Here is a 25,136-nt window from a genome sequence, read left to right as displayed (position 1 = left end):
CTGTGCCCATCCGCAGGAGGCTCCATGACCACCCCCTATGCCCGCATCGGCGGCGAAGCGACCGTCGCCGCCATCGCCAACCGTTTCTACGACCTGATCGACCGGAACCCCGCCTATGCCGATCTGCGCGCCATCCATGCGGCCGACCTCAGCGCCGTGCGCCATGGTCTCACCCGCTTTCTGGCGGGATGGTCCGGCGGCCCGCGCGACTGGTTCGAACGCGGCCAGTGCATCATGTCGCTGCACCGCGCCTTCCCGATCACCTCGGCGCTGGCGGATCGATGGTCCGCCGCCATGACCCGCGCCATAAAGGCGCAACCGGGCATCGACCCGCAACTCGCCGCCGCCATGGCCGATGCGCTCGGCCATATGGCGCGGGGGATGATCAACCTGTCGCTGGACCAGAACGCGGCTTAGCCGGATAGCAGGCCGGCGGGCCGGACCTTATTCCTCGTCCTCGGTCGGCCCCAATATATCCTCCTCATCGTCCATCTGCGGTTCGCCGGCGAAGGCGTCATTGTCGATCCGGCCGGATCGGTTCATCTCCTCCATCCGCTCGACCAGATCGGGCGTGTCGTCGGGAATGATCTGCGCCGGGTTGGGCCGCCCGCCGCGCTCGCTGTCCTCGGCCAGGTCCGTCGACCGCACCCGCGCCTCATCGGCCACGTCCTGCGCCTGCGAACCCGCTTCGGCCTGTTCGTCATTCTCCTCGCCCGTGTCGGGAAAGGGACTGTTGTCGGGTCGGTTCATGCTCTGTCTCCTTTCCCGCTCCAACGGCCGGCGGCCCGCGCCGTTCCCGCCGGGCAAAAGGCGCTGGACAGCATCCCGCGAACGGGGCAAGAGCCGCGGCGATCCTTTTCGCTTCGTTCTGCACAAGGAACTTCCATGCCCCGCCAGCTTATTTCCTCCGGCTCGCCCTTCGAGGCGCAGGTCGGCTATTCGCGCGCCGTCGTCCAGGGCGACTGGTGCTTCGTCGCCGGCACCACCGGCACCGATCCCGAAACCAGGGCCATGCCCGAATCCGTCGTCGATCAGGGCAGGAACGCGCTGAAGGTCATCGGCCGGGCGCTGGAGGAGGCGGGCTTCTCCTTCGCGGACGTGGTGCGCGTCACCTATTACATCACGGACCCGGCCTATTGGGATGTGCTGGGGGAGGCGACCGCACCGGTCTTCGGCGACATCCGCCCCGCCGCGAGCTGCATCGTCACCGGCCTCATCAAGCCGGAGATGAAGATCGAGATCGAAGTCACCGCGTTCAAGGGATAACAGCCATGCTGACCATGTACGGCATCAAGAATTGCGACACGATCAAGAAGGCGCGCAATTTCCTCGACAATAGCGGCAAGGCCTACAGCTTCCACGACTATAAGGTGTCGGGCGTCGACAAGGCGAAGCTGGAGGAATGGGTGATGGAACATGGGTGGGAAACCATCCTCAACCGTTCCGGCACCACCTTCAAGGCGCTGGACGCGGGCGACAAGGCGCATATCGACTCGGAAAAGGCGATTCTGCTGATGATGAGCAACCCCTCAATGATCAAGCGCCCGATCCTGGACCTGGGCGACCGCACCATCGTCGGCTTCAAGGCGACCACCTATGAGGACGCTCTGGAGGGCGTGAAGGCATGACCGTGGGGAGGATGCTCCGGCCGGGCATGTATCGGGCCGCCATCCTCCTCCTCACCCTGTTGATGGCGGCGCCTGCGATGGCCGAACCCTTCATCATCGCCCATCGCGGCGCCAGCGGCGAGCGGCCCGAACATACGCTCGCCGCCTATGAGCGCGCGATCGACCAGGGCGCCGACTATATCGAGCCGGACCTGGTGCTGACCCGCGACGGCGTCCTCGTCGCCCGGCATGAAAATGAGATTGGCGGCACCACCGATGTCGCGGATCATCCCGAATTCGCTACCCGCAGAACCAGCAAGACCATCGACGGCCAGCCCGTCTCCGGCTGGTTCACGGAGGATTTCACGCTCGCGGAACTGCGCACGCTGCGCGCCCGCGAACGGCTGCCGCAGCTTCGCCCCGCCAACAGCCGCTTCAACGACCTGTACCTCATTCCGACCTTCGAGGAGATATTGAAGCTGGTCCGCGCCAAGGAGGCGGAGCTTGGCCGCCGCATCGGCCTCTATCCCGAAACCAAGCATCCCGGCTATTTCGCGGGCATCGGCCTGCCGCATCAGCAGCCCTTGCTCGCGCTGCTCAGCCGATATGGCTATCAGACGGAGGCCGATCCGGTCTTCATCCAGTCCTTCGAGGTCGGCAACCTCAAGGCCCTGCGCGCGGCGACCCGCCTGCGCCTGATCCAACTGGTGGACGGCGAGGGCGGACCGGCCGATGAACCCGGCACGACCTATGCCGACATGATGACGACCCAGGGGCTGCAACAGATCGCTGACTATGCGGACGGCGTCGGCCCTGCGACCGCCATGGTGCTTGCCCCCGACGGGTCGACGGGCCTTGTCGACCGCGCCCATCAGGCCGGGTTGCAGGTCCATGTCTGGACGCTGCGCATGGAAAACGGCTTCCTGCCCGCCGCCTTCCAGCGCCCGGACGATCCGCAGGGCAGGGGGGACTTTGCCGGCTATGTCCGGGCGGTCGCCGGCACGGGCGTCGACGCGATGTTCAGCGATTTTCCGAAACAGGCGCGGCAGGCGCTGAATCCCGCGCCCTGATGTCTTGTCAAATCTCCGGCGGGAGCGAATAACAGCCCTATGCTTTCGCAGAAGACCCGTTACGCCATCCGCGCCCTCCAGCATCTCGCAGACCGCTACCGGCAAGGCCCGGTGCCCCTGAACGAGATCGCCACGCGCCAGAATATCCCGTCCAAATTCCTGACGGTGATCCTGTCGGAACTGGCGCGCGAAGGGTTGGTCGCGACGCAGCGTGGGCGGGATGGCGGCTATTGGCTGGCGCTGGCCCCGGTCGACATCAGCTATGGCGACATCGTCCGGCTGACGCGCGGCTCGCTTGCGCTCACCCCCTGCGCCAGCCGCTTCGCGCATGAGACCTGCACCAACTGCCTGCCCGAATCGGAATGCCGCCTGCACCGGGTGATGCTCCGCGTGCGCGACGAAACCGCCAAGGTGCTCGACAGCATCAGCCTGGCGGAACCCTTCGCGACGGAGGAAATGGGTTAGGAACCTTGGCCGGTTGAGCCATCAGGCGCGCCGTGCTCCTGCCTTCGCGGGAGCAGCTTGTGCATCGGGGAAAGCGGAAAAGCAGCAAGCCGCCCCAGCCCCCTCGAATGCCCCTCGCTCCCCAAGGCCTTGCACCCGGCGCGCAGCTTCGCCACATCAGCGCCATGACGACTCCGCCCCTCAAAGCCGCCCTGATCCCCGTCACGCCGCTCCAGCAGAATTGCACGCTCTTCTGGTGCACGGCGACCCATCGCGGCGCCTTCGTCGATCCGGGCGCGGACCTGCCCATTCTGAAAAGGGCGGCCGAGCAGCATGGCGTCACCATAGAGAAGATCCTCGTCACCCACGGTCATATCGACCATTGCGGTCAGGCGGGCATCCTCGCCCGCGATCTGGGCGTTCCGATCGAGGGGCCGCATGAAGCCGACCGCTTCTGGATCGACCGGCTGGGCGAGGACGGCGCCCGATACGGCATCGACGGCGAAAGCTTCGAACCCGACCGCTGGCTGGAGGACGGCGATCAGGTCACGGTCGGCGACCTCACGCTCGACGTCTATCACTGCCCCGGCCACACGCCCGGCCACGTCGTCTTCCACCATGCGCCCAGCAAGCTCGCCATCGTCGGGGACGTGCTGTTCCAGGGGTCGATCGGCCGCACCGACTTCCCCATGGGCAATCATCAGCAGTTGGTCGATGCGATCACCGGCAAGCTCTGGCCGTTGGGCGGCGACACGGCCTTCGTCCCCGGCCACGGCCCGATGAGCAACTTCGCCCATGAACGCCGCACCAATCCCTTCGTGGGGGATGCCGTCCTCGCCTGACCCTATCGAACCATCGCCATGGCGGGCGGCGCCGGCACCTCCCGCGTCGCGCCATAGGCGACAGTGAGCGCCGCCACCGCCATGCCGACCATCACCGCCCAGGTCAGCAGCGCTCCTGCGCCGCGCCAGACGGTCGGCTTCTCCGCATCCATCCCGAAGCCATGGGCGATTCGCGCCAGCACCAGCGCCAGCGCCGCGCCCCAGAGCCAGATCGACGCCCCGACCGCCAGTTCCACCAGTCCGAAGAGAATCAGCGTCACCGGCACATATTCGATGAAATTGGCATGCGCGCGCATCCGCTTGGCCAACAGCGCGCTGCCACCGTCGCCGTGCAGCACATGATCCGAAATCCGGATTCGCGCGCATCGAATCCCCAGCCACATGTTGAGCAGCGCGCAGGCGGCGGCCAGCGTCAGCGTGATCGGCAGCAACATCGGATTTCCCCCCTTTCATGGCGACGCCCCCAGAATAGGGCGGCGGCATGGCGGGGCAAGAAGGACTTGCGCACGGGCCAAAAAACGCTATAGGCGCAGGGCTTCGCGATCATCCGGGCCGCATGGGTCTGCGGCGCCGTTGGCGTCGTCATCCATCGGATACGGCCAGTCGCACTAACAGATCAATTTATGGAATAAGGTGCCGACATGGCTGTCCCCAAGAGGAAAACGTCCCCGTCCCGCCGCGGCATGCGCCGCAGCCATGACTCGCTGCGTGTCGAGGCCTATCAGGAATGCTCGAACTGCGGCGAACTGAAGCGCCCGCACAATCTCTGCGACGCCTGCGGCCACTATAACGGCCGTGAAGTCGTCGCCGTCGGGGCCTGACGCTCAAGCATTTCTCCTGAAAAGGGTGCGTTAACTTGTCCAGCCAACCGCGAATCGCAATCGACGCGATGGGCGGGGATGAAGGCGTACGCGTGATGATGGCGGGCGTTGCGCTCGCCCGTCGCCGTCACGAAGGGTTGCGCTTCACCCTTTTCGGGGACGAGGCGCGGATCAAGTCCGCGCTCGACAACCACCCCAATCTGCGCGCCGCGTCGGAAATCGTCCACGCGCCCGATGTGGTGGCTTCAGGCGACAAGCCCAGCGTCGCCATCCGCAAGAAGACCAGTTCGATGAGCATGGCGATCGCGGCGGTGAAGGCGGGCGATTGCGGCGCTGCGGTCTCCTCCGGCAATACCGGCGCGCTGATGGCGATGGCGAAGCTCGCCCTGCGCACCATGAAGGGCGTCGACCGGCCCGCGCTGGCCGCCATGCTGCCGACCCTGGGCGACAATGACGTGGTCATGCTGGATCTGGGCGCCAACACCGAATGCGACGCCCGCAACCTTGTCCAGTTCGCGGTGATGGGCGCCGCCTATGCCCGCATCGCGCTCGATCTGGAGCGGCCCCGCGTCCGCCTGATGAACATCGGCACGGAAGAAATGAAGGGGACGGAGGAAATCCGCGACGCCGCCGCGATCCTGCGCGCCGCGACCAGCCTGCCGCTGTCCTTCGAAGGCTTTACGGAGGGCGACAAGATTGGCCGGGGCGATGTCGACGTCATCGTGTCGGACGGCTTTTCCGGCAATGTCGCATTGAAGACGGCGGAGGGCACGGCCCGCTTCGTCACCGACCTGCTGCGCACCGCCTTCACCAGCTCGATCCGTTCCAAGCTCGGCTTCCTGATCTCCAAGCCCGCGATGCACCTGCTGCGCCATCATCTCGACCCCAACAACCATAATGGCGCCGTTTTCCTCGGCCTCAATGGCGTGGTCGTGAAAAGCCATGGCAGCGCAAACGACAAGGGCGTCGCCAATGCCGTCCATGTCGCCGCCCGGCTGCTGGAGGAAGACATCACCCGGCGCATCGCCGCCGACATGCACGGGATCGAGGGGTTGACCGCCCCGGCATCCAGGATGGAGCTGCCCGCAAAGTGATCCGCCGATCCGTTCTCCTGGGCACGGGCTCCGCCCTGCCGGTCCGCTCCGTCACCAATGCCGAATTGGCGCAGACCGTGGACACGAGCGACGAATGGATCGTCGAGCGCACCGGCATCCGCACCCGCTACATCGCGGGAGAGGGTGAAACCACAGCGACGCTCGCCACCGATGCGGCCAGGGCGGCGCTGGAAGCCGCCAGCCTGTCCGCGCAGGACATCGACCTGATCGTGCTGGCCACCGCCACCCCTGACCAGACCTTCCCGGCCACCGCCACCATCGTCCAGGCCGCGCTTGGCATCAACGATTGCGTGGCCTTCGACGTGGCGGCGGTCTGCTCCGGCTTCCTCTATGCCATCACCGTGGCCGACAGCATGATCTGCTCGGGCGCGGCGCGAAACGCCATCGTGATCGGCTCGGAAACCTTCAGCCGCATCCTCGACTGGGAAGACCGCACCACCTGCGTGCTCTTCGGCGACGGCGCAGGCGCGGTCGTGCTGGGCGCGGAGGAAAGCACCGATGGCAAGCGGGGCATCCTCGCTTCGAAACTGCACGCCGACGGCCGCCACAACCAGCTTCTCTATGTCGACGGCGGCCCCTCCACCACGCAGACGGTCGGCAAGCTGCGGATGAAGGGACAGGAAGTCTTCCGCCACGCCGTCACCAATCTGGCCTCGGTGCTGACCGAAGTGATGGCCGCTGCCGACATGACCGCGGCGGACATCGACTGGCTGGTCCCGCACCAGGCCAATGCCCGCATCCTCGATGCGACCGCGCGCAAGCTGAAGCTCGCGCCGGAAAAGGTGGTGATGACGGTGGATCGCCATGCGAACACCTCCGCCGCATCGGTTCCCCTGGCCCTCGACCTCGCCATGCGCGACGGGCGCATCCAGTCCGGCGACCTGCTGGTGCTGGAGGCGATGGGCGGCGGCTTCACCTGGGGCGCCTGCGTCCTGCGGGTGTAGGGCCAGGATCGGTCCTGGAACATCGTGCGGAAAAGCCGGCCCTGAGCCTGTCGACAAATGGGAACCGGCTTTCTGCTTGAAAGAATGCGACAGCAAAAAGCTGGAGCGCGCGACCTGCGCCGGATTTAACGCAGCGCGCTCTGGAGCCGCCGATCCGATGCAGTCGTTCGGAATCCGTTCCGGAACAGGCCAAAAAGGAACCGTTCGCGCCGGGCCCGTCCGACGCCTTGCCTTTTTCCGGGCCCACGGTTCCAAAGAAGCGAAGCCCTTCGACAGGGCGAACGGGTGAGAAAAAGCGGCCTGTCTGCTTTCCAGACCTCTTCACTTCCGACTCAACCAACCAGCGCCCCGGCAGCATCCCCTTGCCAGGCCGATGTCACCCAAAATGGATGGCATCCCTGCGCCATATTGTTCCCCAGTCCCATTGCGGGACCGCTACACCGCCCATTTTTCACGGTTTTTTAAGGATTTCGCCGGGTGGTCATCTTGCCGAATCATGCAGAATCGCGCACATTGTCAAATGATCACCCGCATTTAGGCTCGACGGGTGTCAAGGTGGGGAAATGCGATGAGCGGTAACGGAACTCTGACGCGCGCGGATCTCGCGGAGAGCGTGAACCGTCATATTGGCCTTTCACGGGCAGAAGCGGCAACCTTAATCGAATCCATTTTGGAGCATATGTCCGCCGCGCTCGAACGCGGGGAGAATGTGAAGATCTCCAGCTTCGGCACCTTCGTGTTGCGCGACAAGACGCAGCGCATGGGCCGCAACCCCAAGACGGGCGTGGAAGTGCCGATCGAGCCGCGCCGGGTGCTGACCTTCCGCGCCAGCCAGACGATGCGGGACCGCGTCGCCTCGGCCTGAGGGGGCCGTCGGCAAAACAGCCATTTTCCCGAAGGTTGACCTTTGCGCCGCTAAAGGTGCAACATCAGGACCATGGAAAAGGCAGAGGGCGCATTTCTGACGATCAGTGAGCTGGCGAGCGAACTCGATTTGCCGCAGCACATATTGCGCTATTGGGAAACCCGCTTCACCCAGCTCCGTCCGCTCCAGCGATCGGGCAACCGGCGCTATTACCGCCCGGCCGACGTGGCGCTGGTGCGGCGCATCAACCATCTGCTGAATGTCGAGGGCTTCACCGTCCGTGGCGCGCAAAAGGCGCTGGCCGATGGAGGTGGCGAGCCGCCGGTCGCGCCCGCGCCCAAAAATGGCGAAACGGCCCCCCACGCCGATCTGCTGCCGCGCCTGGAAGCCATCCGCGCCCTATTGGTCAGGGCGATCGGGGAATAGGGACCGCACGTTCCGATCTGGATATATGCTGCACGCCATCATGCGCCTTTCCGGTCGCGTCCGGACAGCCGTCATCCCATCGCCGCCGCCCACCGTCAGGGGATCGGCGTTGCCGTCCGGTTCAGCGCGATCCCGGCCCCAGCGCCGGGTCCAGGTCGCGCGGGCGCGTGAAGCTGGCCAGGGTCGCGATATTGGGCTTCGCCTCGCTCCAATGTTCGATGGGCAGGTCCATCACCGCGATCGAAGCGGTCGGGAACTTCACCTCCACATCCTCGCGCAACGGGCTCGCGCCATCGTCGGGCACGAGGTCGAGGACCAGTTCCTCCAGACCCGGATTATGCCCGGACATCAGCACGCTGCCGGCGCTGTCGGGCAGGTCGCGGATCACGTCGAACAGGGTGGGCGTGGAGGCGAGATAGATGCGCCGGTCCCAATGCGGGTCGATCACCTCGCCATAGCCGGTGAAGAAGACGTTCAGCGTCTCCACCACCCGCACGGCCGGGGAGGCGACCACCATGTCGAAATGCAGATCGCGCGCCTTGGCGAATTCCCCCATCACCAGCGCCGCCTTTTCCCCCCGGCGGTTGAGCGGCCGGTCGAAGTCCCGCGCAACCGGATCGTCCCAATCGGACTTGGCGTGACGGAACAGGATCAACCGCTTCATTTTTTCTCCAGGTCCCAGAGTGATTTCGAAGCAGGTGGAACGCCTGCTGACTCGGAAATCACGAAAACACAGTCACCAGGTGCCGGATTCGAGTCCCTGAAGCCCTAGCGTTGCATTACCGTTAAGGCCAGCGCGGGATTGCCCGCTGACCGAGATGATGGCCTCGTCCAGCGTCAGGCGGCGGATCGGCGTGCCGGCGGGGAAAGCGCTCAACAACCGGCTGGGCATGGCGGCGGACAGGATGACGAAGCTGCCCCGGTCCTCCGCCCGTCGGATCAGCCGGCCGAAGGCCTGCGCCATCCGCGCCCGGATCAGCCGGTCGTCATAGGCGCTTCCGCCGCCCGCCAGCTTGCGCGCCGCGTGCAGCACGGTGGGCTTGGACCAGGGCACCCCCTCCATCACCACCAGCCGCAGCGAATGGCCGGGCACGTCCACCCCGTCGCGCAAGGCATCGGTGCCCAGCAGCGAGGCGCGGGGATCGTCACGGAAAATATCGATCAGCGTGCCCGTATCCATTGGATCGACATGCTGCGCGTAGAGCGGCAGCCCCGCCCGGGCCAGCCGGTCGGCGATCCGCGCATGCACCGCGCGCAGCCGCCGGATCGCGGTGAACAGCCCCAGCGTCCCACCGCCCGCCGCCTCGATCAGCCGGGCATAGGCGCCCGACAGCGCCGCAATGTCGCCGCGCTTGATGTCGGTGACGATCAGCACTTCCGACCGTTCCGGATAGTCGAACGGGCTGCTCGCCTCGAACTGCTCCGCCCCGCGCGGCAGATGGGTCGCCCCGCTCCGGCTCGCCGCATTGTCCCAGTCGCCGCCGCCCTTCAGCGTGGCGGATGTGATCAGCACGCCCTGCGCCGGTTTCAGCACCGCCTGCGCCAGCGGCTGCGTCGGGTCCAGCCAGTGGCGGTGGATGCCGATGTCGAACTCCCGCCCCTCGATCCGCTCGACCGCCAGCCAGTCCACGAAATCCGCGTCCGCCGGCCCGCCGATCCGCGCCAGCAGAGCCAGCCAGGCCGTCACCAGATCGCGCCGCCAGCCAAGCGAGGCAATCGCCCCCTCGACCCGCGCCCGCGCCGCGCCGTCCAGCCAGTCGGGCGCTTCCTCGATCACGGCTTCCATCCGCTTGCCAAGATGGGTCAGCGGCCGCAGCAGCGCGTCCAGCGCCCGCGCCGCCTCCTGCGCCGCCTCGACCAGCGCGCCGTCAGGTTCCGCCAGCTCGGTCTCCAGCCCATAGCCTGCATCCGCCTCGCCACCATCGGCGGCCCGCGCATAGACCGTGCCCCGCACCGCCGCGAGCAGCTCCTCGACCGGCCCGAACGGCTCGCCCGCGACGATCCGCTTCAGCCATTCGTCGGCCGGCAGCGCCCTCGCCGCCTCCGCCGCCGCCCGGATCGCCTCGCCGCCCTGCTCGTCATAGCTGGCAAGGTCCGACAGCCGCGCCGCCAGACCCCGACGACGCCCCCGCGAATTGCCCTCCGGCCCCATCACCCAGCGGCGCAGCTCGATGGCTTCCTGCCCCGACAGGGCGACGGAAAAGGTCGAATCCGCCGCATCGAACAGATGATGGCCCTCGTCGAACACGATGCGCTGCGGGGCCTGCCCCGTTTCCCGCCCCCGCGCTGCGTTGATCATCACCAGCGCATGATTGGCGATCACGATGTCCGCATCGGCCGAAGCCCGCGCCGATCGCTCGATGAAGCACTTCCGGTAATGCGGACAGCCCGCATAGATGCACTCGCCCCGCCGGTCGGTCAGCGCGGTGGAGCCGTTGCGCCGGAACAAGGTCGGCAGCCATCCCGGCAGGTCGCCGCCGATCATGTCGCCATCCTTGGTGAACGCCGCCCAGCGCGCCACCAGTTGCGCCAGGATCGCCGCGCGCCCCGCAAAGCCGCCTTGCAGCGCATCCTCCAGGTTCAGCAGGCAGAGATAATTTTCCCGCCCCTTGCGCACCACCACCCGCTTCGCCGCCACGGCGGGATCGGGGAACAGGCGCAAACTCTCCCGGTCCAACTGCCGCTGCAACGCCTTGGTAAAGGTGGAAATCCACACCGTCCCCTGCGCCTCCCCGGCCCAGAGGGATGCGGGGGCGAGATAGCCCAGGGTCTTGCCGATCCCGGTCCCGGCCTCCGCCAGCAGCATATTGGGCTGGTCGCGATGCGCCTTGGGCCGAAACACCTCCGCCGCCGCCGCCGCATAGGCGCGCTGTCCCGGTCGCGCTTCGGCTCCCGCGCCGGTCAACTGCTCCAGCCGCGCCACCACCGCGTCGGGTTGCAGCGATACCGAACGGGGGGCAGGGCGGGGTGGGCTCTCCTCCCATTCCGGCAATTTGGAGAAGAGCCAACGCTCCGCCTCCTTCGGCTGGGCGATGCGCCCGGCCACCAGCGGCGCCCATGGCCAGCGCAACCGGTGCAGCGACTGCGCCGCCGTCCAGCCGCCCTCGCGCTCGGTCCATGCGGGGGCTTCCAGCGTCGCCAGCAGGGCGCCGGTCGCCGCCTGCAACAATTGGGGAATGTCGGCCTCGCTCGCCGGACGAGGCAGGTCCAGCGCTTCGGCCAGCCCCTTGGGCGTCGGCACCAGAAAGCGCGCGGGATGGATGAAGGCCCACAATTCCAGCAGGTCCAGGCCATTCAAATCGGGATAGCCCAGCCGCTGCCCGGTCAGCGGCGCGTTCAGCAGCAGCGTCGGCGTTTCCGCCGTCCGCGCGATGGCGGTGCCCTTGGCGACCGCTGCGGTCCGATCCCCTTCCCGAAGCCATATACCGCCATGGCTGGCGTGAAGGGCGGGCAGGGCAGCGGGGTCGATCACCTCTCCCGCTTAGGCGAACGGGAACAAAAGGGAAACCTGAAAAAGCGCCCGATTCAGCCGAACCGACGCCCGAAACCGCTCCCCGGACGCCCGCCGGGCATGCGCGGCTGAAAGGCCGTCGGCGTCAGCCGCGCGGCCCGTGCGATCTCCAGCCGGTCGAACAGCGGTCCGTCGGTCAGTTCATAGGGGAAGCGGATGCCCATGCGGTCCTCTTCGGACCATTGCACCGTGCCGAACACGACATGGCCCTCATAGTCGATCTGGCACTGGCTGCGCACCGGCAGGCCGCAGCCCGCAATCTGCGCGCCGCCCTCGCTCAGGTCGACGATCATTCCTTCCACGCTGTCGAGCACCGTCGTCACGACGACGGGTATATCGACCGTTATTCTGTGACGGCTGCGCGGCTGCATAGTCCCTCCTGAGCCCCCTAAGCTCCCGATAAATATGCCTGAACAGGGTTAATCAAAGTTAAAGAGCTGGCGGGAAAAGCCGCCATTCGTCTCCATTTCGGCACCTGGAATCGCCGCGTCGGGTCCAAAATGAAGCTTGATCTATATTAATGAAGCCTTTGCCGTTCCTTCCGCCGCATGATGTTTTCCGAGTCGTCAGATGTTTTCAACGGCCGCGAAAATGCTTAGGGGGGCATGCATCATGACCGTGTCCGAACTCATCCGCACCGCCGCGCAGGCGTCCAAGGCCTGGCCCTATGAGGAAGCGCGCAAGCTCCTGAAGCGCTATCAGAACGGCGCGCCCGAAAAGGGCTATGTGCTGTTCGAGACGGGCTATGGCCCCTCCGGCCTGCCGCATATCGGCACGTTCAACGAAGTGCTGCGCACCACCATGGTCCGCAACGCCTATCATGCGCTGTCGGACATCCCCACGCGCCTGATCGCGTTCAGCGACGACATGGACGGGCTGCGCAAGGTGCCGGACAATGTGCCCAACCAGGCGATGCTGGCGCAGCATCTGGGCAAGCCGCTGACGCAGGTGCCCGATCCCTTCGGGAAGTTCGAAAGCTTCGCCCATCACAACAACGCCATGCTGCGGGAATTTCTCGACCGCTTCGGCTTCGACTATGAATTCGTCTCCGCCACGGAGCGCTACAGGTCCGGCGCCTTTGACGACGCGCTGAAGAATGTCCTGCGCCACTATCGGGACATCATGGACATCATGCTGCCGACGCTGCGCAAGGAACGGCAGGCGACCTATTCGCCGGTCCTGCCGATCTCGCCCAAAAGCGGCATCGTGCTTCAGGTCCCGGTCGAGGTGATCGACGCCGACGCCGGCCTCGTCCGCTTCGAGGATGAGGGCGAGCTGATCGAACGGTCGATCCTGTCCGGCGGCGCGAAGCTGCAATGGAAGGTCGACTGGGCGATGCGCTGGGTCGCGCTGGGCGTCGATTATGAGATGGCGGGCAAGGACCTGATCGATTCCGTCACCCAATCCTCGAAGATCTGCCGCGCGCTCGGCGCCCGCCCGCCCGAGGGCTTCAATTACGAAATGTTCCTCGACGAGAAGGGCGAAAAGATCTCCAAGTCCAAGGGCAACGGCCTCAGTCTGGAACAATGGCTGACCTATGGCCCGCAGGAGAGCCTCGCCTTCTACGCCTATCGCGAACCGAAGAAGGCGAAGCAGCTCCACATGGGCGTGATCCCCCGCGCCGTGGACGAATATTGGCAGTTCCGCGGCAATTATCCGAACCAGCCGGTCGAACAGCAACTCGGCAATCCGGTGCACCATATCCATGACGGCAAGCTGCCGCAGGGCCGCCTGCCGGTGACATTCGGCCTGCTGCTCAATCTGGTCGGCGTGATGGGCGACGCCAGCCGCGAACAGGTCTGGGGCTATCTCCAGAACTATGTCGCCGACGCCAATGCGGAAAGCTATCCGGAACTGGACGCGCTGATCGGCCATGCGCTCGCCTATCACCGCGATTTCGTCGCCCCGACGCTCCAGCGCCGCGCGCCGACCGAAGGCGAAGCCGCCGCCCTGCGCAGGTTGGACGCCGAACTCGCCGCCCTGCCCGCAGGCGCCTCGGCGGAGGACATCCAGAATATCGTCTATGCCATCGGCAAGGATGAAGCCTATGGCTTTGCCGAACTGCGCGACTGGTTCAAGGCGCTCTACCAGACCCTGCTGGGGGCCGACCAGGGGCCCCGGATGGGCAGCTTCATCGCGCTCTACGGCATCGAAAACAGCCGCCACCTGATCGCGGAGGCCCTGGCCGCCTGAGCGGCGCACGGCGGAACATAACGGGGCGCGGGGCGTTTCGGCATATGGTCCACCCCCTTTCGGACTGATGGTGCGCCCAGCGCGCGCCATCGGCCGCGCCCGCCCGGAAACGAGCGGCGCGGCCAAGGGGGGTAAACGGACCGGAAGCGCCATAGCGCAAAAGGAAACGGCCCCTCGGATCTTCCGGGGGCCGTTTCGTTTTTCACGCCTGGCGGCTCTTACCAGAAGAAGCCGCGATGCACTTCCATCACCCGGCCGGTCCGCACATTGACCAGCAGCACGTCGTTATAATGCCTCACCCACCGCAGGTTCGCGCCGGCGCGGGGCAGGCGATAGCGATAGGGGTCGGAAATATAGTAGCGCGAATTATAATAGTTGGGCTGAAGCCGCGCGCCGACTTCCCAGCGATTGTAGCGGAAGGGGGCCCGCCAGTTGCCGCCGCGATAGACGTCGCGGTGCGACCTGCGGTAATCGCGCCAGTCCTCGCGCAATTCCTGCCGGGCTTCGCGCACGTCCCGACGCTCCTCGCGGACGTCGCGCCGGTTGCCGTAGCGCTGCGCATCGCGCAGGTCGCGCTGTTCGTGGCGCAGCTCACGGGCGCTGTCGCGCACCTCCGCGCGGGACTGGGCCATGGCGGCCCCCGGCATGACGGTAGCGGCCATCAGGCCCAAGATGATCAATTTACGCATAGGTCTTCTCCCATTGCCTGGCGGCTGAAGTGCGGTGGGGGAGGGGAGAACTTTCCCCGGCCCGACCGGTTCCGCCGACCACGAAGACGGATATGCACCCCGCCACCTGAACACGCCGGGAATGAAACGGTCAGGAATCAGTCATTTATGTCGCACTTTGTATCAGGGGCCGCCGGGGCCGGCGGTCCGGGGATCAGGGCGTCCAGGGCCGCTCGCGAAACCATTTGGTGACGACATATTTGGTGCCCCGCTCCACCGGGCGCGCGGCGTGCAGGCTGGATCGGTTGGGCGATCCGTCCCGCTCCATATTGTTCCACATCAGCAGCATGCCCTCGACGGGCGGGACCATGAACCCGCAATGCGGGAAATGCGTCTCCCCGCCCGCTTCCACCGGGGAGAGATAGATCATCGCCGTCCAGCTCCGCTGTCCCCCGGTCTTCAGCATGGCCGGCCAGTAACTGGCCGTCACCGGAAAATAGTCGCAATGCGCCTTATATTCCTGGCCCGGCTGGTATCGCTGCCCCTGCAGCGTCTCGCCATGCTCCGCCGCCAGGCCCATCAGCGCGCAGATGCGGTCGCTGATCCCCCCGACCAGCGGGCTCCAGGGGCTGAGGTTGCAGCTCGCGCTGGTGCGGTAATCGGCATTGGCGCTGCCGGAAAACAGGGTGGAGGGCTGCGCCCCCGCATCGATCAGCTCCCGCAGGCCCGCACATTCCTCCGCGCTCAGAAATTCGTGCCGGCCATAGATTTCAAGCTGCGGCGTATCGATCCGGCTGACCATCGGATTGCGCTCCAGCCGCGCCCGCACCGTCTCCCCGATCCGCGCCCGCGCCGCGGAGGCGACCCCGCCATCGTCAACAATCTCGCTCATGCCGCTCTCCTGCCACCGGCCCGCGCCCCTGCGCAAATGAAAAGGACCTGGAACGTCGCCGTCCCAGGTCCAGTATGTCCTGAAGGCCAGTTCAGGAGCGCATGTCTTCCGGCATCACCAGAAGAAATCGTGGATCACGTCGATCACATAGCCGTCGCGTATGTCGACCAGCAGCGCGTCGTCATAATAGCGAATCCAGCGCAGCGAGCCGTAGGCCGGCGGCAGGCGGTAGGAATAGGGATCGTCGATCCAGTAGCTGTTCGAATAGAGCAGGCTGTTCAGGAAGATCCCGATGGAAAAGCGCGAATAGCCATAGTTCCAGCCGCGCGGCGCATAATAGCGGCCGATCCGGTAGCGGTCGCCATAGCGGGAACGATAGCTGTACCAGTCATAGCGCCGGTCGTTGCGCCAGCCATTGTCCCACCGCCTCTGTCCTTGCCACCGGGTGCGGTCGTCGAAGCGCCGTCCGTTGTTCCAGCCCGGATTGCCGCCATTCCACCGCCGGTCGTCATCGTTCCAGCGGCGGTCGTTGCGGTCGTCGCGCCGATCCCAGCCGCCCCGATCCCGGTCGTTGCGGTTCCGGTCGTTCCGGTTCCAGTCCCGGCCGTCATTGTCGCGCCGATTGTCCTGCCAGTTCTGCCGATCGCGGTCGTTTCCGCCCCAGTTGCCGCCGCCCCTGTCGCCGCCACCCCAATTACCGCCACCTCTTTCGCCACCACGGGGTGTGGTCTCGAAGCGCTGCTGGTCGCGGTTCCAGCGGGTGACCGTCGCGGGGCCGCGCTGGTCGGGCCGCGCCTCATTGCCGCGCCATTGCGGCTGGGCGACCTGCGCCGGCCGTTCCGGCCGCTGCTGCCGCATTTCGCCGCCCTGCCACTGGCGCTGCGGCTGTCCGTTGCCCTGGCCGCCACGGCCGCCTTCGGGCCGGCCGGCCCGTTCGCCGCCACGGCCGCGCCAGCCGCCATCGTCGCCCCGCTGGGCATAGGCCGGGGCGATCCCGCCCAGTACCGTCGCGGTCATCAAGCCCGCCAGCATCATTTTCCTCAACATGCCGTTCGCCTTTGTTTCACGGGGCCATTCGCCCCTCATATGTCGCTTTTAGGACTTGTGCGATGTCACGATGCTGAACTTGTCTGTCAGCGATTTGAAAGAATCCCCGGCGGCGCCTCAAAGGCTGCTTTGCGCCGAAATCCCCGGAAATGTGACCGAAGGAAGGCAAAAGCTGATCCAGATCAGTGCGCGCCCCTGCAAAGCCCCTTAGGAATGCGGGGTGACGATAACGCCCACTGCCGGCAGCGCCCGACAGGCCCTGCGCCAAGCGACGATGGAAAGCCATCAGCGTGTCGACGACCTGTTCTCGCATTTTTCGCTGAACGATCGCCCCGGCTATGCCGCCTTCCTGAAGGCCCATGCCCGGGCGCTCGCCCCGCTGGAGCGGATGACCCGCCCCGATGCGCCGCGGCTGCCGCTGCTGACCCGGGACCTTGCGGCCCTGGGCGAACCGCAGCCCGCGCCGCTCGCCGCGCCGGCGCCCCCGTCCGATGCCTATCGCTGGGGTCTGCGCTACACGCTGGAAGGATCGCGCCTGGGCGGCGCCATGCTCGCCCGCCGCGTCGGCCCCGGCCTGCCGCGCGCCTATCTGTCCGCCGTGCATGAAAAGGGCGGCTGGGCGGATTTCCAGCGACGACTGGATGAAGCCGCGGCCGATGGGGGCCAGCCATGGATCGGCGACGCGATTCGCGGCGCGGAGGCCGCATTCGATCTGTTCGCCGCCGCCGCCAGGGGCGAAGTGGCGCCCGTCCATGGCTGACGGCAATATCCCGGCCCAGGATTTCGCCGTCGACCTCAGCAATTGCGACCGGGAGCCGATCCATGTGCTGGGCACGGTCCAGCCCTTCGGTTTCCTGATCGCGCTGACCGCCGACTGGCTGGTGTCGCGCGTGTCGGCCAACAGCGCCGATCATATCGGTCTTTCGCCCGAACAGATGCTGGGCCGGCCGATCAGCGGCATCTTCAGCGGGGAGGCGGTCCATTCCCTGCGCAACCGCATCACCCTGCTGCGCGGCCCCGACGCGGTGGAGCGCATCTTCTCCCTCACCCTGGTCGACGGGATCGCGCCGTTCGACGTCGCCGTCCACTTCTCCGGATCGCTGGTCGTGATCGAGGCCGAACCGGCGTCCCATGACGAGATGGAGGCCAGCAGCATGGTCCGCTCCATGGTGTCGCGGCTCGGCCAGACGCAGGGCATGGCCGCCTTCCTGCGGGACGGCGCGCGGCAGGTGCGGGCGCTGACGGGCTTCGACCGGGTGATGGTCTATCGCTTTGCGGAGGGCGGCGACGGCGAAGTCGTGGCCGAAGCGCTGCGTCCCGGCATCGACAGCTTCTTCGGCCTGCATTATCCCGCGTCCGACATTCCGGCGCAGGCGCGGGCGCTCTACCTGCGCAACATCTTCCGCGTGATCGCGGACGTGCAGGCGCAGCCGGTTCCCATCGTGCCGCAGCTCGACCCCTCTGGCGCCGCGCTCGACATGTCGCTCTGCCTGACGCGGGCGGTGTCGCCCATCCATATCGAATATCTCGGCAATATGGGGGTAGGGGCCTCGCTCTCCATCTCGATCGTCGTCGAAGGGCGGCTCTGGGGCCTGTTCGCCTGCCACCATTATGGCCCCCGCCTGCCCAGCTTCGCGCAGCGCAGCGCCGCCGAACTGTTCGGCCAGATCTTCTCGATGATGCTCGAAAACCGGGAGCGCAGCGAAACCTCCGCCTATGAGGGCAAGGCGCGGCAGGTGGCCGACCGGCTGATGTCGGCGGTGGCGCAGGACCATGACCTGCTGTCCAACGCCCGCTGGCTGGGCGAGGTGATCTTCGACACCATCCCGGCCGACGGCGTCGGCGTCTATATCGACGGCCAGATGACCTTTTCCGGCCTCGCCCCGGACGAGCGAAGCTTCGCCGCCATCGTCGCCATGCTGAACCGGGCCGCCGCCGGCCAGGTCTTCACCACCGATCATATGGCGCGCCTGCTGCCCGAATCGTCCGCCCATGCCGACCGGGCGGCGGGGCTGCTCGCCATCCCGCTCTCGCGCCGCCCGCGCGACTATGTGGTGCTGTTCCGGGCGGAACAGCTCCGCTCGGTGCGCTGGGCGGGAAGCCCGGAAAAGCATATCGAATATGGCCCCAACGGCCCCCGCCTGACCCCGCGCAAGAGCTTCGAACAATGGTCGGAACTGGTGCGCGGCGCCGCCGTGCCCTTCACCGCCGCCGAACTGCGCGTGGCGGAGGCGCTGCGCACCGCCCTGCTGGAAGTCATATTGCGCCTGTCCGATTCCGCCCATGATGAACGGCAGAAGGCGCATGAGAAGCAGGAATTGCTGATCGCGGAACTCAATCATCGCGTCCGCAACATCCTCTCGCTGATCCGGGGGCTGCTGTCCCAGACCCGCGACAGCGCCGAATCGGTCGACCAGTTCATCGACACGCTGGAAAGCCGCGTCCACGCCCTGGCCCGCGCCCATGACCAGATCACCGCCGACCGCTGGGCGCCCGCCCGGCTCTACGACCTGATCGAGGTGGAATCGGCCGCCTATCTGGCCGAACGGCGCGACCGGGTGAAGCTGACCGGTCCCAATGTGCTGCTCACCCCGGCCGCCTTCACGGTGCTGGCGCTGGTGATCCATGAGATGCTGACCAACGCCGCCAAATATGGCGCTCTGTCCGACAATGGCAGCGTGGCCATCGGCTGGAGGGTCGATGCCGACGGTAGCCTGCTGCTCGACTGGCGGGAAAGCGGCGGGCCGGCCGTGGTCGCGCCCACCCGCCGGGGCTTCGGATCGACCGTGATCGAACGGTCCATCCCCTATGATCTCGATGGCCGGGCGGAGGTGCATTACCGCCTTTCCGGTCTGGAGGCGCGATTCTGCATCCCCTCCGCCCATGTCGCCTCCGTCCTGCCCGACGTCGTCGGCATCGAACGCGCCAGCCCCGCCCCGGCGCCCACGCCGACGCTGCTCAAGGGGCGCAACGTCCTGCTGGTCGAAGACAATATGATCATCGCCATGGATGGCGAGGACGCGCTGCGCGACCTCGGCGCCGAAGTGATCACCGCCGCCAGCGTCAGCCGCGCGCGGGATGCGATCGCGAACCATGACGTCGATCTGGCGGTCCTGGACTTCAACCTCGGCAATGAAACCAGCCTTCCCGTGGCGGAACTGCTGGCGGAAAAGGGCGTCTCCTTCCTCTTCGCCACCGGCTATGGCGACGGGCTGGACCTGCCCGAACGCTTCGGCGACGTGACCCTGCTCAAAAAGCCCTATTCCGGCGCCACTCTGGCCCAGGCCATCGCCCCCGTGCTGGAAGAAAACGGAGCTTGAGGGCCGCCCGCCGCCGCCTTTCACGCCCCACCCGAAACAGTCCGTTTCCAGCGCCCCGCTTGCGCCGCGCTCAAATCCATCCGATCTCCTGGGCATGAGACAACCGACTCTCTTCATCCCCCATGGCGGCGGCCCCTGCTTCTTCATGGACCCCAGCGACCCCGATCGCCCGCATTGCGACCCGATGTGGCAGCCGATGCAGGACTATCTGGCGGGCATCGTCGCGACCCTGCCCGAACGCCCCCGTGCGATCCTGCTGGTCTCCGGCCATTGGGAGGAAAGCCGGTTCACCGTCCATGACGGCGAAAGGCCCAGCCTGCTGTTCGACTATTACGGCTTTCCCCCGCACACATATGCGCTCCGCTGGGATGCGCCCGGCGCGCCCGCGCTCGCCCGCCGCGCCGCCGGCCTGCTGGAACAGGCGGGCTTCCCCACCGGCAGGGAGGATGAGCGCGGCTGGGACCATGGCGTCTTCATCCCGATGAAGGTCGCCCTGCCGCAGGCCGACATCCCCGTCGCCCAGCTCTCGCTCCGCGGCGATCTCGATCCCGACGCGCATCTCGCCGCAGGCCGGGCGCTCGCGCCGCTGCGCGACGAGGGCGTCCTCATCATCGGATCGGGAATGAGCTTCCACAATCTGCGCGTGCGCGGCGCACAGGCGACCCAGCCTTCGATGCTCTGGGACGAAGCCCTGACCGCCGCCGTCACCGACCCCGATCCGGCCAGCCGGGCGCAGCGCGTCGCCGCCTGGGCCGACCTGCCCCATGCCCGCTTCGCCCATCCGCGCGAGGAACATCTCCTGCCGCTGATGGTCGCCCTGGGCGCGGGCGGGGAGGATGCGGCCGTGCGCGACCACGCCAGCAATGTGCTGGGCTGGGCCGTGTCGGGCTACCGCTTCGGCTGAACCGCAGGAACGCGGATGGCCTCAGGGCTTCCGCAGCGCCGGAACCGCCTTCGCCGCTTCGTCCGGCGTGATGCCGGATGGCGGCACGGCGTCCACCACTTCCTCGCCCCGCATCACCCGTCCCGCCCGCTGGATCGCACCCCGCAACCGGGGATAGATGCCGCACCGGCAGATATTGGTGATCGCCGCGTCGATCTCCTCGTCGCCCGGATCGCTGGTCCGCCGCAGCAGCACCGACGCCGCCATGATGACGCCGGGGATGCAGTAACCGCATTGCGAGACATTGTCCGCCGCGAACACCTGTTGCAGCGGATGGCCGCGGTCGGGCGACAATCCCTCTATGGTGGTGACGAACTTGCCCTCCGTGGCGGCGATCGTCACCTGGCAGGAGCGTACGGCTTCCCCGTCTATGTCGACCGTGCAGGCGCCGCAATCGCCCGTGCCGCAGGCATATTTCGTCCCGGTCAGGTTCGATGCGTCGCGCAGCGCCCACAGCAGCGGCGTCGCCGGGTCCATGCGATATTGGACGGGCCGGTCGTTGACCGTGAACTTCGTCATCCCGCGCCCTCTTCCTCGACCTTGTGGTAGAGCACCTCGTTGCGGATGTGGATGGTGCGCGAGGCGAGCCGGATTTCCTGGATGAAGGTGCCGAAGGCCGCCGCCTGCAACACCATGGCCAGGATGAAGAGAATCGCGATCGGCGTGCCCAGATGCACCCCGAACAGATTGGCCGCGAACAGCAGGATGACCACCAGACAGACGGCGCAGGCCGACGCCACCGACAGGAAGATCGCGCCATTGACCACGCTCATCCGCCGGTCCAGCACGCGGATTTCGCTGACCATCCGGTCATGTTCCTTGCCGCGGGACGCGAGGATCTTCTCCTCCACCTTCCGCGCCCGGTCGATGATCCGCGCCAGCCGCCCGACGCAGACGTTCAGGAACGCCCCGATACCCGCAAGCAGGAAGACAGGAGCCAAAGCGAGCTGAATAGTCTGTGCGACCTGGGAAACCTGGGGGAGTGCGATCATCGTTTCACAGCAGCGCAGCGCGAAGGAAATGGCAAGGGTTGAAATGATGGCATGGGACTCACGCCATCATGACTTGAAGGAAACGCGCGCCTGCGAAGGCAGGAGCCCAGTTCCGCCGTCCGGGCATCACTCAACCCTCCGAACCGGGCTGAATGCGAGCCGCCTGTCCCGCTTCAGCGCCTCCGCAGGAGCGCAATCCTATATTCCTCAGGCCTATATTCCTCAGGCCTATATTCCTCAGGCAGCGCCCTTGGCCGGCGTGTTGACGCCCATGGACTTCAGATAGTGCCGGATATTGCGCGCGGCCTGCCGCAGCCGCTGCTCATTCTCCACCATGGCGATGCGGACATAACCCTCGCCATCCTCGCCATAGCCGACCCCCGGCGCGACCGCGACCTTGGCATGGGTAAGGAGCTGCTTGGAAAATTCCAGGCTCCCCATGTCCTTGAGGGCAGGGGGCAGCGGCGCCCAGGCGAACATCGACGCCTTGGGCGCGGGAATGTCCCAGCCCGCCCGGCCAAAGGCCTCCACCATCACGTCGCGGCGCTTGTGGTAGAGTTCGCGGTTCTTCTGCACGATGTCCTGCGGCCCGTTCAATGCCGCGCAGGCCGCCGCCTGGATCGGCGTGAACGCGCCATAGTCCAGATAGGACTTCACCCGCTTCAACGCCGCGATCAGTTGCCGGTTGCCCACGGCGAAGCCGATGCGCCAGCCCGCCATGGAATAGGTCTTGCTGAGCGAGGTGAACTCGACCGCGACATCCTTGGCGCCCGGCACCTGCAGGATGGAGGGCGTCGGATTGCCGTCATAATAAAGCTCGGAATAGGCAAGGTCGCTCAGCACCCAGACCTTGTTCTCCTTCGCCCAGGCGACCAGCCGCTCGTAGAAGGCGAGGTCGACCGTCTCCGCCGTCGGATTGCTGGGATAGCCCACCACGAGGATCGACGGACGCGGCACGGTGAAGGCCATGGCCCGTTCCAGCGACTGCCAATAATGTTCGTCCGGCGTGGTCGGCACGGATCGGATGGTCGCGCCCGCGATGATGAAGCCGAACATGTGGATCGGATAGCTGGGATTGGGCGCCAGCACGACGTCGCCCGGCGCGGTGATCGCGGTGGCCAGGCTGGCGAGGCCCTCTTTCGACCCCATGGTCACGACCACCTCGGTCTCCGGGTCCAGATCGACGCCGAAGCGGCGGCCATAATAATTGGCCTGCGCCCGGCGCAGCCCCGGAATCCCCATCGACTGGGAATAGCCGTGCGCGCTCGGCTTCTGCGCGACCTCGCACAGCTTGGCGATGACATGGTCGGGCGGCGGCAGGTCGGGATTGCCCATGCCTAAGTCGATAATGTCCTCCCCCGCGGCGCGTGCGGCGGCCCGCATCGCGTTCACTTCGGCGATGACATAGGGCGGCAGACGCTTCATGCGGTAGAATTCTTCGGACATTGGGGCTTTCCTGAAAGCTCGCTGTAAGGAATAGTGCGTGACGCGCATTCGGCTTGTCACGATCCGGCTATAACCCGCCAGCCCGCGACACGCCAGAGAAAGCGGCGGACCGGACCATGCCAGGCGAAGGAAGGTGGCCATGAAAGCACAGGACGTCATGGAACCCCATCTCCCCACGCTGGAGGACATGCAGCAATGGACGCAGGTGCTGGGCCGGGCGCAGCAGTTGCTGCTGGAACAGGCGGCGGGCGCGACCGGGCGCACGCTGCCCTTCGATCCCGAAGCCGTGGCGCGCATCCAGACCGGCTTCGCCGACGAAGGCTTGGCGCTGTGGCAGCGTTTCCTGGATTCCGGCGGCCTGCTGCGCGACCAGCCGGAGCCGCCGCCCTCGGGCAGCCCCGCCGCCGCGCGCGACCGCCGCTTCGCCGACCCGGCCTGGACCGAGCATCCCTTCTACGACCTGATCCGGCAAAGTTACCTGCTGCTCTCGGATTATCTGATGAAGCTGGCCGACGCGGTGGACGGCGTCGATCCGAAGCAGAAGGCAAAGCTGCGCTTTGCCACCACCGGCCTGCTCGACGCCATCGCCCCCAGCAATTTCCCGCTGACCAACCCGCTGGTCGTGCAGAAGACGATCCAGAGCGGCGGCGAGAATCTGGTCAAGGGCCTCCAGCACATGCTGGCCGATCTGGAAAAGGGCCAGCTCACCCACACGGACGGCACGGCGTTCGAGCTTGGCCGCAACATCGCCTCCACGCCGGGCAAGGTGATCAGGGAAACGCCGCTCTACCAGTTGATCCACTATGCCCCGACGACGGACAAGGTGCTGGAAACGCCGCTGATCATCTTCCCGCCATGGATCAACCGCTTCTACATTCTCGACCTGTCGCCGGAAAAAAGCTTCGTCAAATGGGCCGTGGACCAGGGGATCAGCGTCTTCCTGGTGTCGTGGAAATCGGCCGACGCCTCGATGAAGGACCTGGTCTGGGACGATTATATACTGAACGGCCAGATCGACGCGATCGACACGGTGCGCGACCTGCTGGGCGTGCCCGGCGCCCACGCCATCGGCTATTGCGTCGCGGGCACCACCCTTGCCGCCACACTGGCGCTGCTGGCGGCGCGGGGGGAGGGAGAAAAGGTCGCCAGCGCCACCTTCTTCACCGCCCAGGTCGATTTCAGCAAGGCAGGGGACCTCAGCCTGTTCGTCGATGACGAGCAGATGAAGATGGTGGAGCAGCTTTCCTCCGGCGGCTTCCTCGACGGGCGCTACATGGCCGCGACCTTCAACCTGCTGCGCGGGCGCGACCTCATCTGGAACTATGTGGTCAACAATTACCTGCTGGGGCAGGATTATCCGCCCTTCGACCTGCTCTACTGGAATGGCGACACCACCAACCTGCCGGCGCGCTGGCACAGGGATTATCTGACCCAGCTCTATCGCGACAACCTGCTGGTCCGGCCGGGCGCGATCAGCGTCGCGGGCACGCCCATCGACCTGCGCCGGGTCAGGACACCCGCCTATGTGCAGGCAGGACGGGAAGATCATATCGCCCCGCTGGAAAGCGTGTGGAAACTGACCGAACATTTCTCCGGCCCGATCCGTTTCCTGCTGGCGGGGTCGGGGCATATAGCGGGCGTGGTGAACCCGCCCGCCGCCGGCAAATATCAATATTGGACCTGCACCGAATCGCAGCCCACCCTGGAGGCCTTCCTTGCACAGGCGAAGGAGACGAAGGGGAGCTGGTGGCCCGACTGGATCGAGTGGATTCGCGGGCAGACCCCCGCCACGGTCCCGGTGAAGGGCGCCCGCCGCCCGGGCAGGGGCCGACTCAAGGCCATTGAGGATGCGCCCGGCCGCTATGTGAAAACCCGTTAGTTCCTTCACATGGGACAGGGGGGACAGGGTTTGCGGCAGCCCGCCTCGTTGCAGCGACGGGCCGTATGAGGCAATTTTGTTGCACTGCACAAAAACACTTGCAACCGCATT

The 25,136-nt window shown here is 66.4% G+C and carries 27 protein-coding genes; 16 read left to right on the top strand and 11 right to left on the bottom strand.

Annotated elements, in window-relative coordinates; all coding sequences use genetic code 11:
* The first annotated feature begins 24 nt into the window (after positions 1-24).
* Positions 25-417: a globin domain-containing protein gene (locus EWH10_RS08275; RefSeq protein WP_044661342.1), complete on the top strand. Its 393-nt coding sequence runs from the start codon at positions 25-27 to the stop codon at positions 415-417.
* A gap of 27 nt (positions 418-444) precedes the next feature.
* On the opposite strand, the gene EWH10_RS08270 is transcribed toward EWH10_RS08275, so the two are convergent.
* Positions 445-750, bottom strand: a complete 306-nt coding sequence (locus EWH10_RS08270; RefSeq protein ID WP_044661343.1) for a hypothetical protein — start codon at positions 748-750, stop codon at positions 445-447.
* Between the two features lie 135 nt (positions 751-885).
* On the opposite strand from EWH10_RS08270, the gene EWH10_RS08265 reads away from it, so the two are divergent.
* The 5 genes from EWH10_RS08265 (at position 886) to EWH10_RS08245 (ending at position 3,963) form a co-directional block, all read left to right on the top strand.
* On the top strand, positions 886-1,266 hold the full coding sequence (locus tag EWH10_RS08265) for a RidA family protein (RefSeq protein ID WP_025547304.1): 381 nt from the start codon (positions 886-888) through the stop codon (positions 1,264-1,266).
* A 5-nt stretch (positions 1,267-1,271) separates the two neighbouring features.
* Positions 1,272-1,628, top strand: a complete 357-nt coding sequence (locus tag EWH10_RS08260; protein ID WP_025547306.1) for an ArsC family reductase — start codon at positions 1,272-1,274, stop codon at positions 1,626-1,628.
* A gap of 11 nt (positions 1,629-1,639) precedes the next feature.
* Positions 1,640-2,677: a glycerophosphodiester phosphodiesterase gene (locus tag EWH10_RS08255; RefSeq protein ID WP_165363350.1), complete on the top strand. Its 1,038-nt coding sequence runs from the start codon at positions 1,640-1,642 to the stop codon at positions 2,675-2,677.
* Positions 2,678-2,716: 39 nt separating this feature from the next.
* The gene (locus tag EWH10_RS08250) at positions 2,717-3,142 is read left to right on the top strand and encodes an RrF2 family transcriptional regulator (RefSeq protein WP_013848211.1); all 426 of its coding nucleotides are present in this window, start codon (positions 2,717-2,719) and stop codon (positions 3,140-3,142) included.
* Between the two features lie 164 nt (positions 3,143-3,306).
* Positions 3,307-3,963, top strand: a complete 657-nt coding sequence (locus EWH10_RS08245) for an MBL fold metallo-hydrolase (protein WP_025547311.1) — start codon at positions 3,307-3,309, stop codon at positions 3,961-3,963.
* 2 nt (positions 3,964-3,965) lie between these two features.
* Here EWH10_RS08245 and EWH10_RS08240 read toward each other — a convergent pair whose 3' ends face one another.
* Positions 3,966-4,397 carry an MAPEG family protein gene (locus EWH10_RS08240; protein WP_025547313.1) on the bottom strand — a complete coding sequence of 144 codons (432 nt, stop codon included), beginning with the start codon at positions 4,395-4,397 and terminating at the stop codon, positions 3,966-3,968.
* A 207-nt stretch (positions 4,398-4,604) separates the two neighbouring features.
* Between EWH10_RS08240 and rpmF the strand changes: the two genes are divergently transcribed.
* The 5 genes from rpmF to EWH10_RS08215 all read left to right on the top strand — a co-directional run bounded on the left by rpmF (position 4,605) and on the right by EWH10_RS08215 (position 8,134).
* On the top strand, positions 4,605-4,784 hold the full coding sequence (gene rpmF / locus EWH10_RS08235) for a 50S ribosomal protein L32 (protein WP_013848214.1): 180 nt from the start codon (positions 4,605-4,607) through the stop codon (positions 4,782-4,784).
* A 68-nt stretch (positions 4,785-4,852) separates the two neighbouring features.
* The gene (plsX, locus tag EWH10_RS08230; protein ID WP_037481578.1) at positions 4,853-5,878 is read left to right on the top strand and encodes a phosphate acyltransferase PlsX; all 1,026 of its coding nucleotides are present in this window, start codon (positions 4,853-4,855) and stop codon (positions 5,876-5,878) included.
* Positions 5,875-6,843 (top strand): beta-ketoacyl-ACP synthase III, encoded by a 969-nt coding sequence (locus EWH10_RS08225; RefSeq protein ID WP_044661345.1) that lies wholly within the window; start codon positions 5,875-5,877, stop codon positions 6,841-6,843. The genes plsX and EWH10_RS08225 overlap by 4 nt, the downstream gene beginning before the upstream one ends.
* A 568-nt stretch (positions 6,844-7,411) precedes the next feature.
* Positions 7,412-7,708 (top strand): integration host factor subunit alpha, encoded by a 297-nt coding sequence (ihfA, locus tag EWH10_RS08220; RefSeq protein WP_007687990.1) that lies wholly within the window; start codon positions 7,412-7,414, stop codon positions 7,706-7,708.
* A gap of 72 nt (positions 7,709-7,780) precedes the next feature.
* Positions 7,781-8,134 carry a MerR family transcriptional regulator gene (locus EWH10_RS08215; RefSeq protein WP_044661346.1) on the top strand — a complete coding sequence of 118 codons (354 nt, stop codon included), beginning with the start codon at positions 7,781-7,783 and terminating at the stop codon, positions 8,132-8,134.
* Between the two features lie 121 nt (positions 8,135-8,255).
* On the opposite strand, the gene EWH10_RS08210 is transcribed toward EWH10_RS08215, so the two are convergent.
* The 3 genes from EWH10_RS08210 to EWH10_RS08200 form a co-directional block, all read right to left on the bottom strand.
* Positions 8,256-8,798 carry a SixA phosphatase family protein gene (locus tag EWH10_RS08210; protein WP_044661347.1) on the bottom strand — a complete coding sequence of 181 codons (543 nt, stop codon included), beginning with the start codon at positions 8,796-8,798 and terminating at the stop codon, positions 8,256-8,258.
* Between the two features lie 72 nt (positions 8,799-8,870).
* Positions 8,871-11,606, bottom strand: a complete 2,736-nt coding sequence (locus EWH10_RS08205; protein ID WP_130029936.1) for an ATP-dependent DNA helicase — start codon at positions 11,604-11,606, stop codon at positions 8,871-8,873.
* A 53-nt stretch (positions 11,607-11,659) separates the two neighbouring features.
* Complete coding sequence (locus tag EWH10_RS08200) at positions 11,660-12,016, bottom strand: PilZ domain-containing protein (protein WP_044661349.1); 357 nt, start codon at positions 12,014-12,016, stop codon at positions 11,660-11,662.
* Positions 12,017-12,257: 241 nt separating this feature from the next.
* Between EWH10_RS08200 and EWH10_RS08195 the strand changes: the two genes are divergently transcribed.
* Positions 12,258-13,838 carry a lysine--tRNA ligase gene (locus EWH10_RS08195; RefSeq protein WP_044661350.1) on the top strand — a complete coding sequence of 527 codons (1,581 nt, stop codon included), beginning with the start codon at positions 12,258-12,260 and terminating at the stop codon, positions 13,836-13,838.
* A gap of 218 nt (positions 13,839-14,056) precedes the next feature.
* On the opposite strand, the gene EWH10_RS08190 is transcribed toward EWH10_RS08195, so the two are convergent.
* The 3 genes from EWH10_RS08190 to EWH10_RS08180 all read right to left on the bottom strand — a co-directional run bounded on the left by EWH10_RS08190 (position 14,057) and on the right by EWH10_RS08180 (position 16,445).
* Complete coding sequence (locus EWH10_RS08190) at positions 14,057-14,527, bottom strand: RcnB family protein (RefSeq protein ID WP_025547327.1); 471 nt, start codon at positions 14,525-14,527, stop codon at positions 14,057-14,059.
* A gap of 193 nt (positions 14,528-14,720) precedes the next feature.
* Positions 14,721-15,398 (bottom strand): prolyl hydroxylase family protein, encoded by a 678-nt coding sequence (locus EWH10_RS08185; protein ID WP_044661351.1) that lies wholly within the window; start codon positions 15,396-15,398, stop codon positions 14,721-14,723.
* Between the two features lie 114 nt (positions 15,399-15,512).
* Positions 15,513-16,445, bottom strand: a complete 933-nt coding sequence (locus EWH10_RS08180) for an RcnB family protein (RefSeq protein WP_065847511.1) — start codon at positions 16,443-16,445, stop codon at positions 15,513-15,515.
* A 226-nt stretch (positions 16,446-16,671) separates the two neighbouring features.
* Between EWH10_RS08180 and EWH10_RS08175 the strand changes: the two genes are divergently transcribed.
* The 3 genes from EWH10_RS08175 to EWH10_RS08165 all read left to right on the top strand — a co-directional run bounded on the left by EWH10_RS08175 (position 16,672) and on the right by EWH10_RS08165 (position 20,669).
* A complete protein-coding gene (locus EWH10_RS08175; RefSeq protein WP_037481584.1) occupies positions 16,672-17,205 on the top strand; it encodes a biliverdin-producing heme oxygenase in 534 nt (177 codons plus the stop codon).
* Positions 17,198-19,765 carry an HWE histidine kinase domain-containing protein gene (locus EWH10_RS08170; RefSeq protein ID WP_044661353.1) on the top strand — a complete coding sequence of 856 codons (2,568 nt, stop codon included), beginning with the start codon at positions 17,198-17,200 and terminating at the stop codon, positions 19,763-19,765. Before EWH10_RS08175 ends, EWH10_RS08170 begins: the two co-directional genes overlap by 8 nt.
* Before the next feature lie 94 nt (positions 19,766-19,859).
* Complete coding sequence (locus EWH10_RS08165) at positions 19,860-20,669, top strand: DODA-type extradiol aromatic ring-opening family dioxygenase (protein WP_065847509.1); 810 nt, start codon at positions 19,860-19,862, stop codon at positions 20,667-20,669.
* Between the two features lie 21 nt (positions 20,670-20,690).
* Here EWH10_RS08165 and EWH10_RS08160 read toward each other — a convergent pair whose 3' ends face one another.
* The 3 genes from EWH10_RS08160 to EWH10_RS08150 form a co-directional block, all read right to left on the bottom strand.
* Positions 20,691-21,227, bottom strand: coding sequence for a (2Fe-2S)-binding protein (locus tag EWH10_RS08160; RefSeq protein WP_044661355.1), 537 nt, complete (start codon positions 21,225-21,227; stop codon positions 20,691-20,693).
* On the bottom strand, positions 21,224-21,700 hold the full coding sequence (locus EWH10_RS08155; protein WP_025547338.1) for a DUF2721 domain-containing protein: 477 nt from the start codon (positions 21,698-21,700) through the stop codon (positions 21,224-21,226). Before EWH10_RS08155 ends, EWH10_RS08160 begins: the two co-directional genes overlap by 4 nt.
* Before the next feature lie 237 nt (positions 21,701-21,937).
* Positions 21,938-23,146: an LL-diaminopimelate aminotransferase gene (locus EWH10_RS08150; RefSeq protein WP_025547340.1), complete on the bottom strand. Its 1,209-nt coding sequence runs from the start codon at positions 23,144-23,146 to the stop codon at positions 21,938-21,940.
* A 139-nt stretch (positions 23,147-23,285) separates the two neighbouring features.
* On the opposite strand from EWH10_RS08150, the gene EWH10_RS08145 reads away from it, so the two are divergent.
* Positions 23,286-25,025: a PHA/PHB synthase family protein gene (locus EWH10_RS08145; RefSeq protein WP_044661356.1), complete on the top strand. Its 1,740-nt coding sequence runs from the start codon at positions 23,286-23,288 to the stop codon at positions 25,023-25,025.
* Positions 25,026-25,136: the final 111 nt, after the last annotated feature.

The organism is Sphingobium fuliginis, assembly GCF_004152845.1.
In the GTDB taxonomy this organism is placed as follows: domain Bacteria; phylum Pseudomonadota; class Alphaproteobacteria; order Sphingomonadales; family Sphingomonadaceae; genus Sphingobium; species Sphingobium fuliginis.
This window is presented reverse-complemented; position numbering and strand designations above follow the sequence as displayed.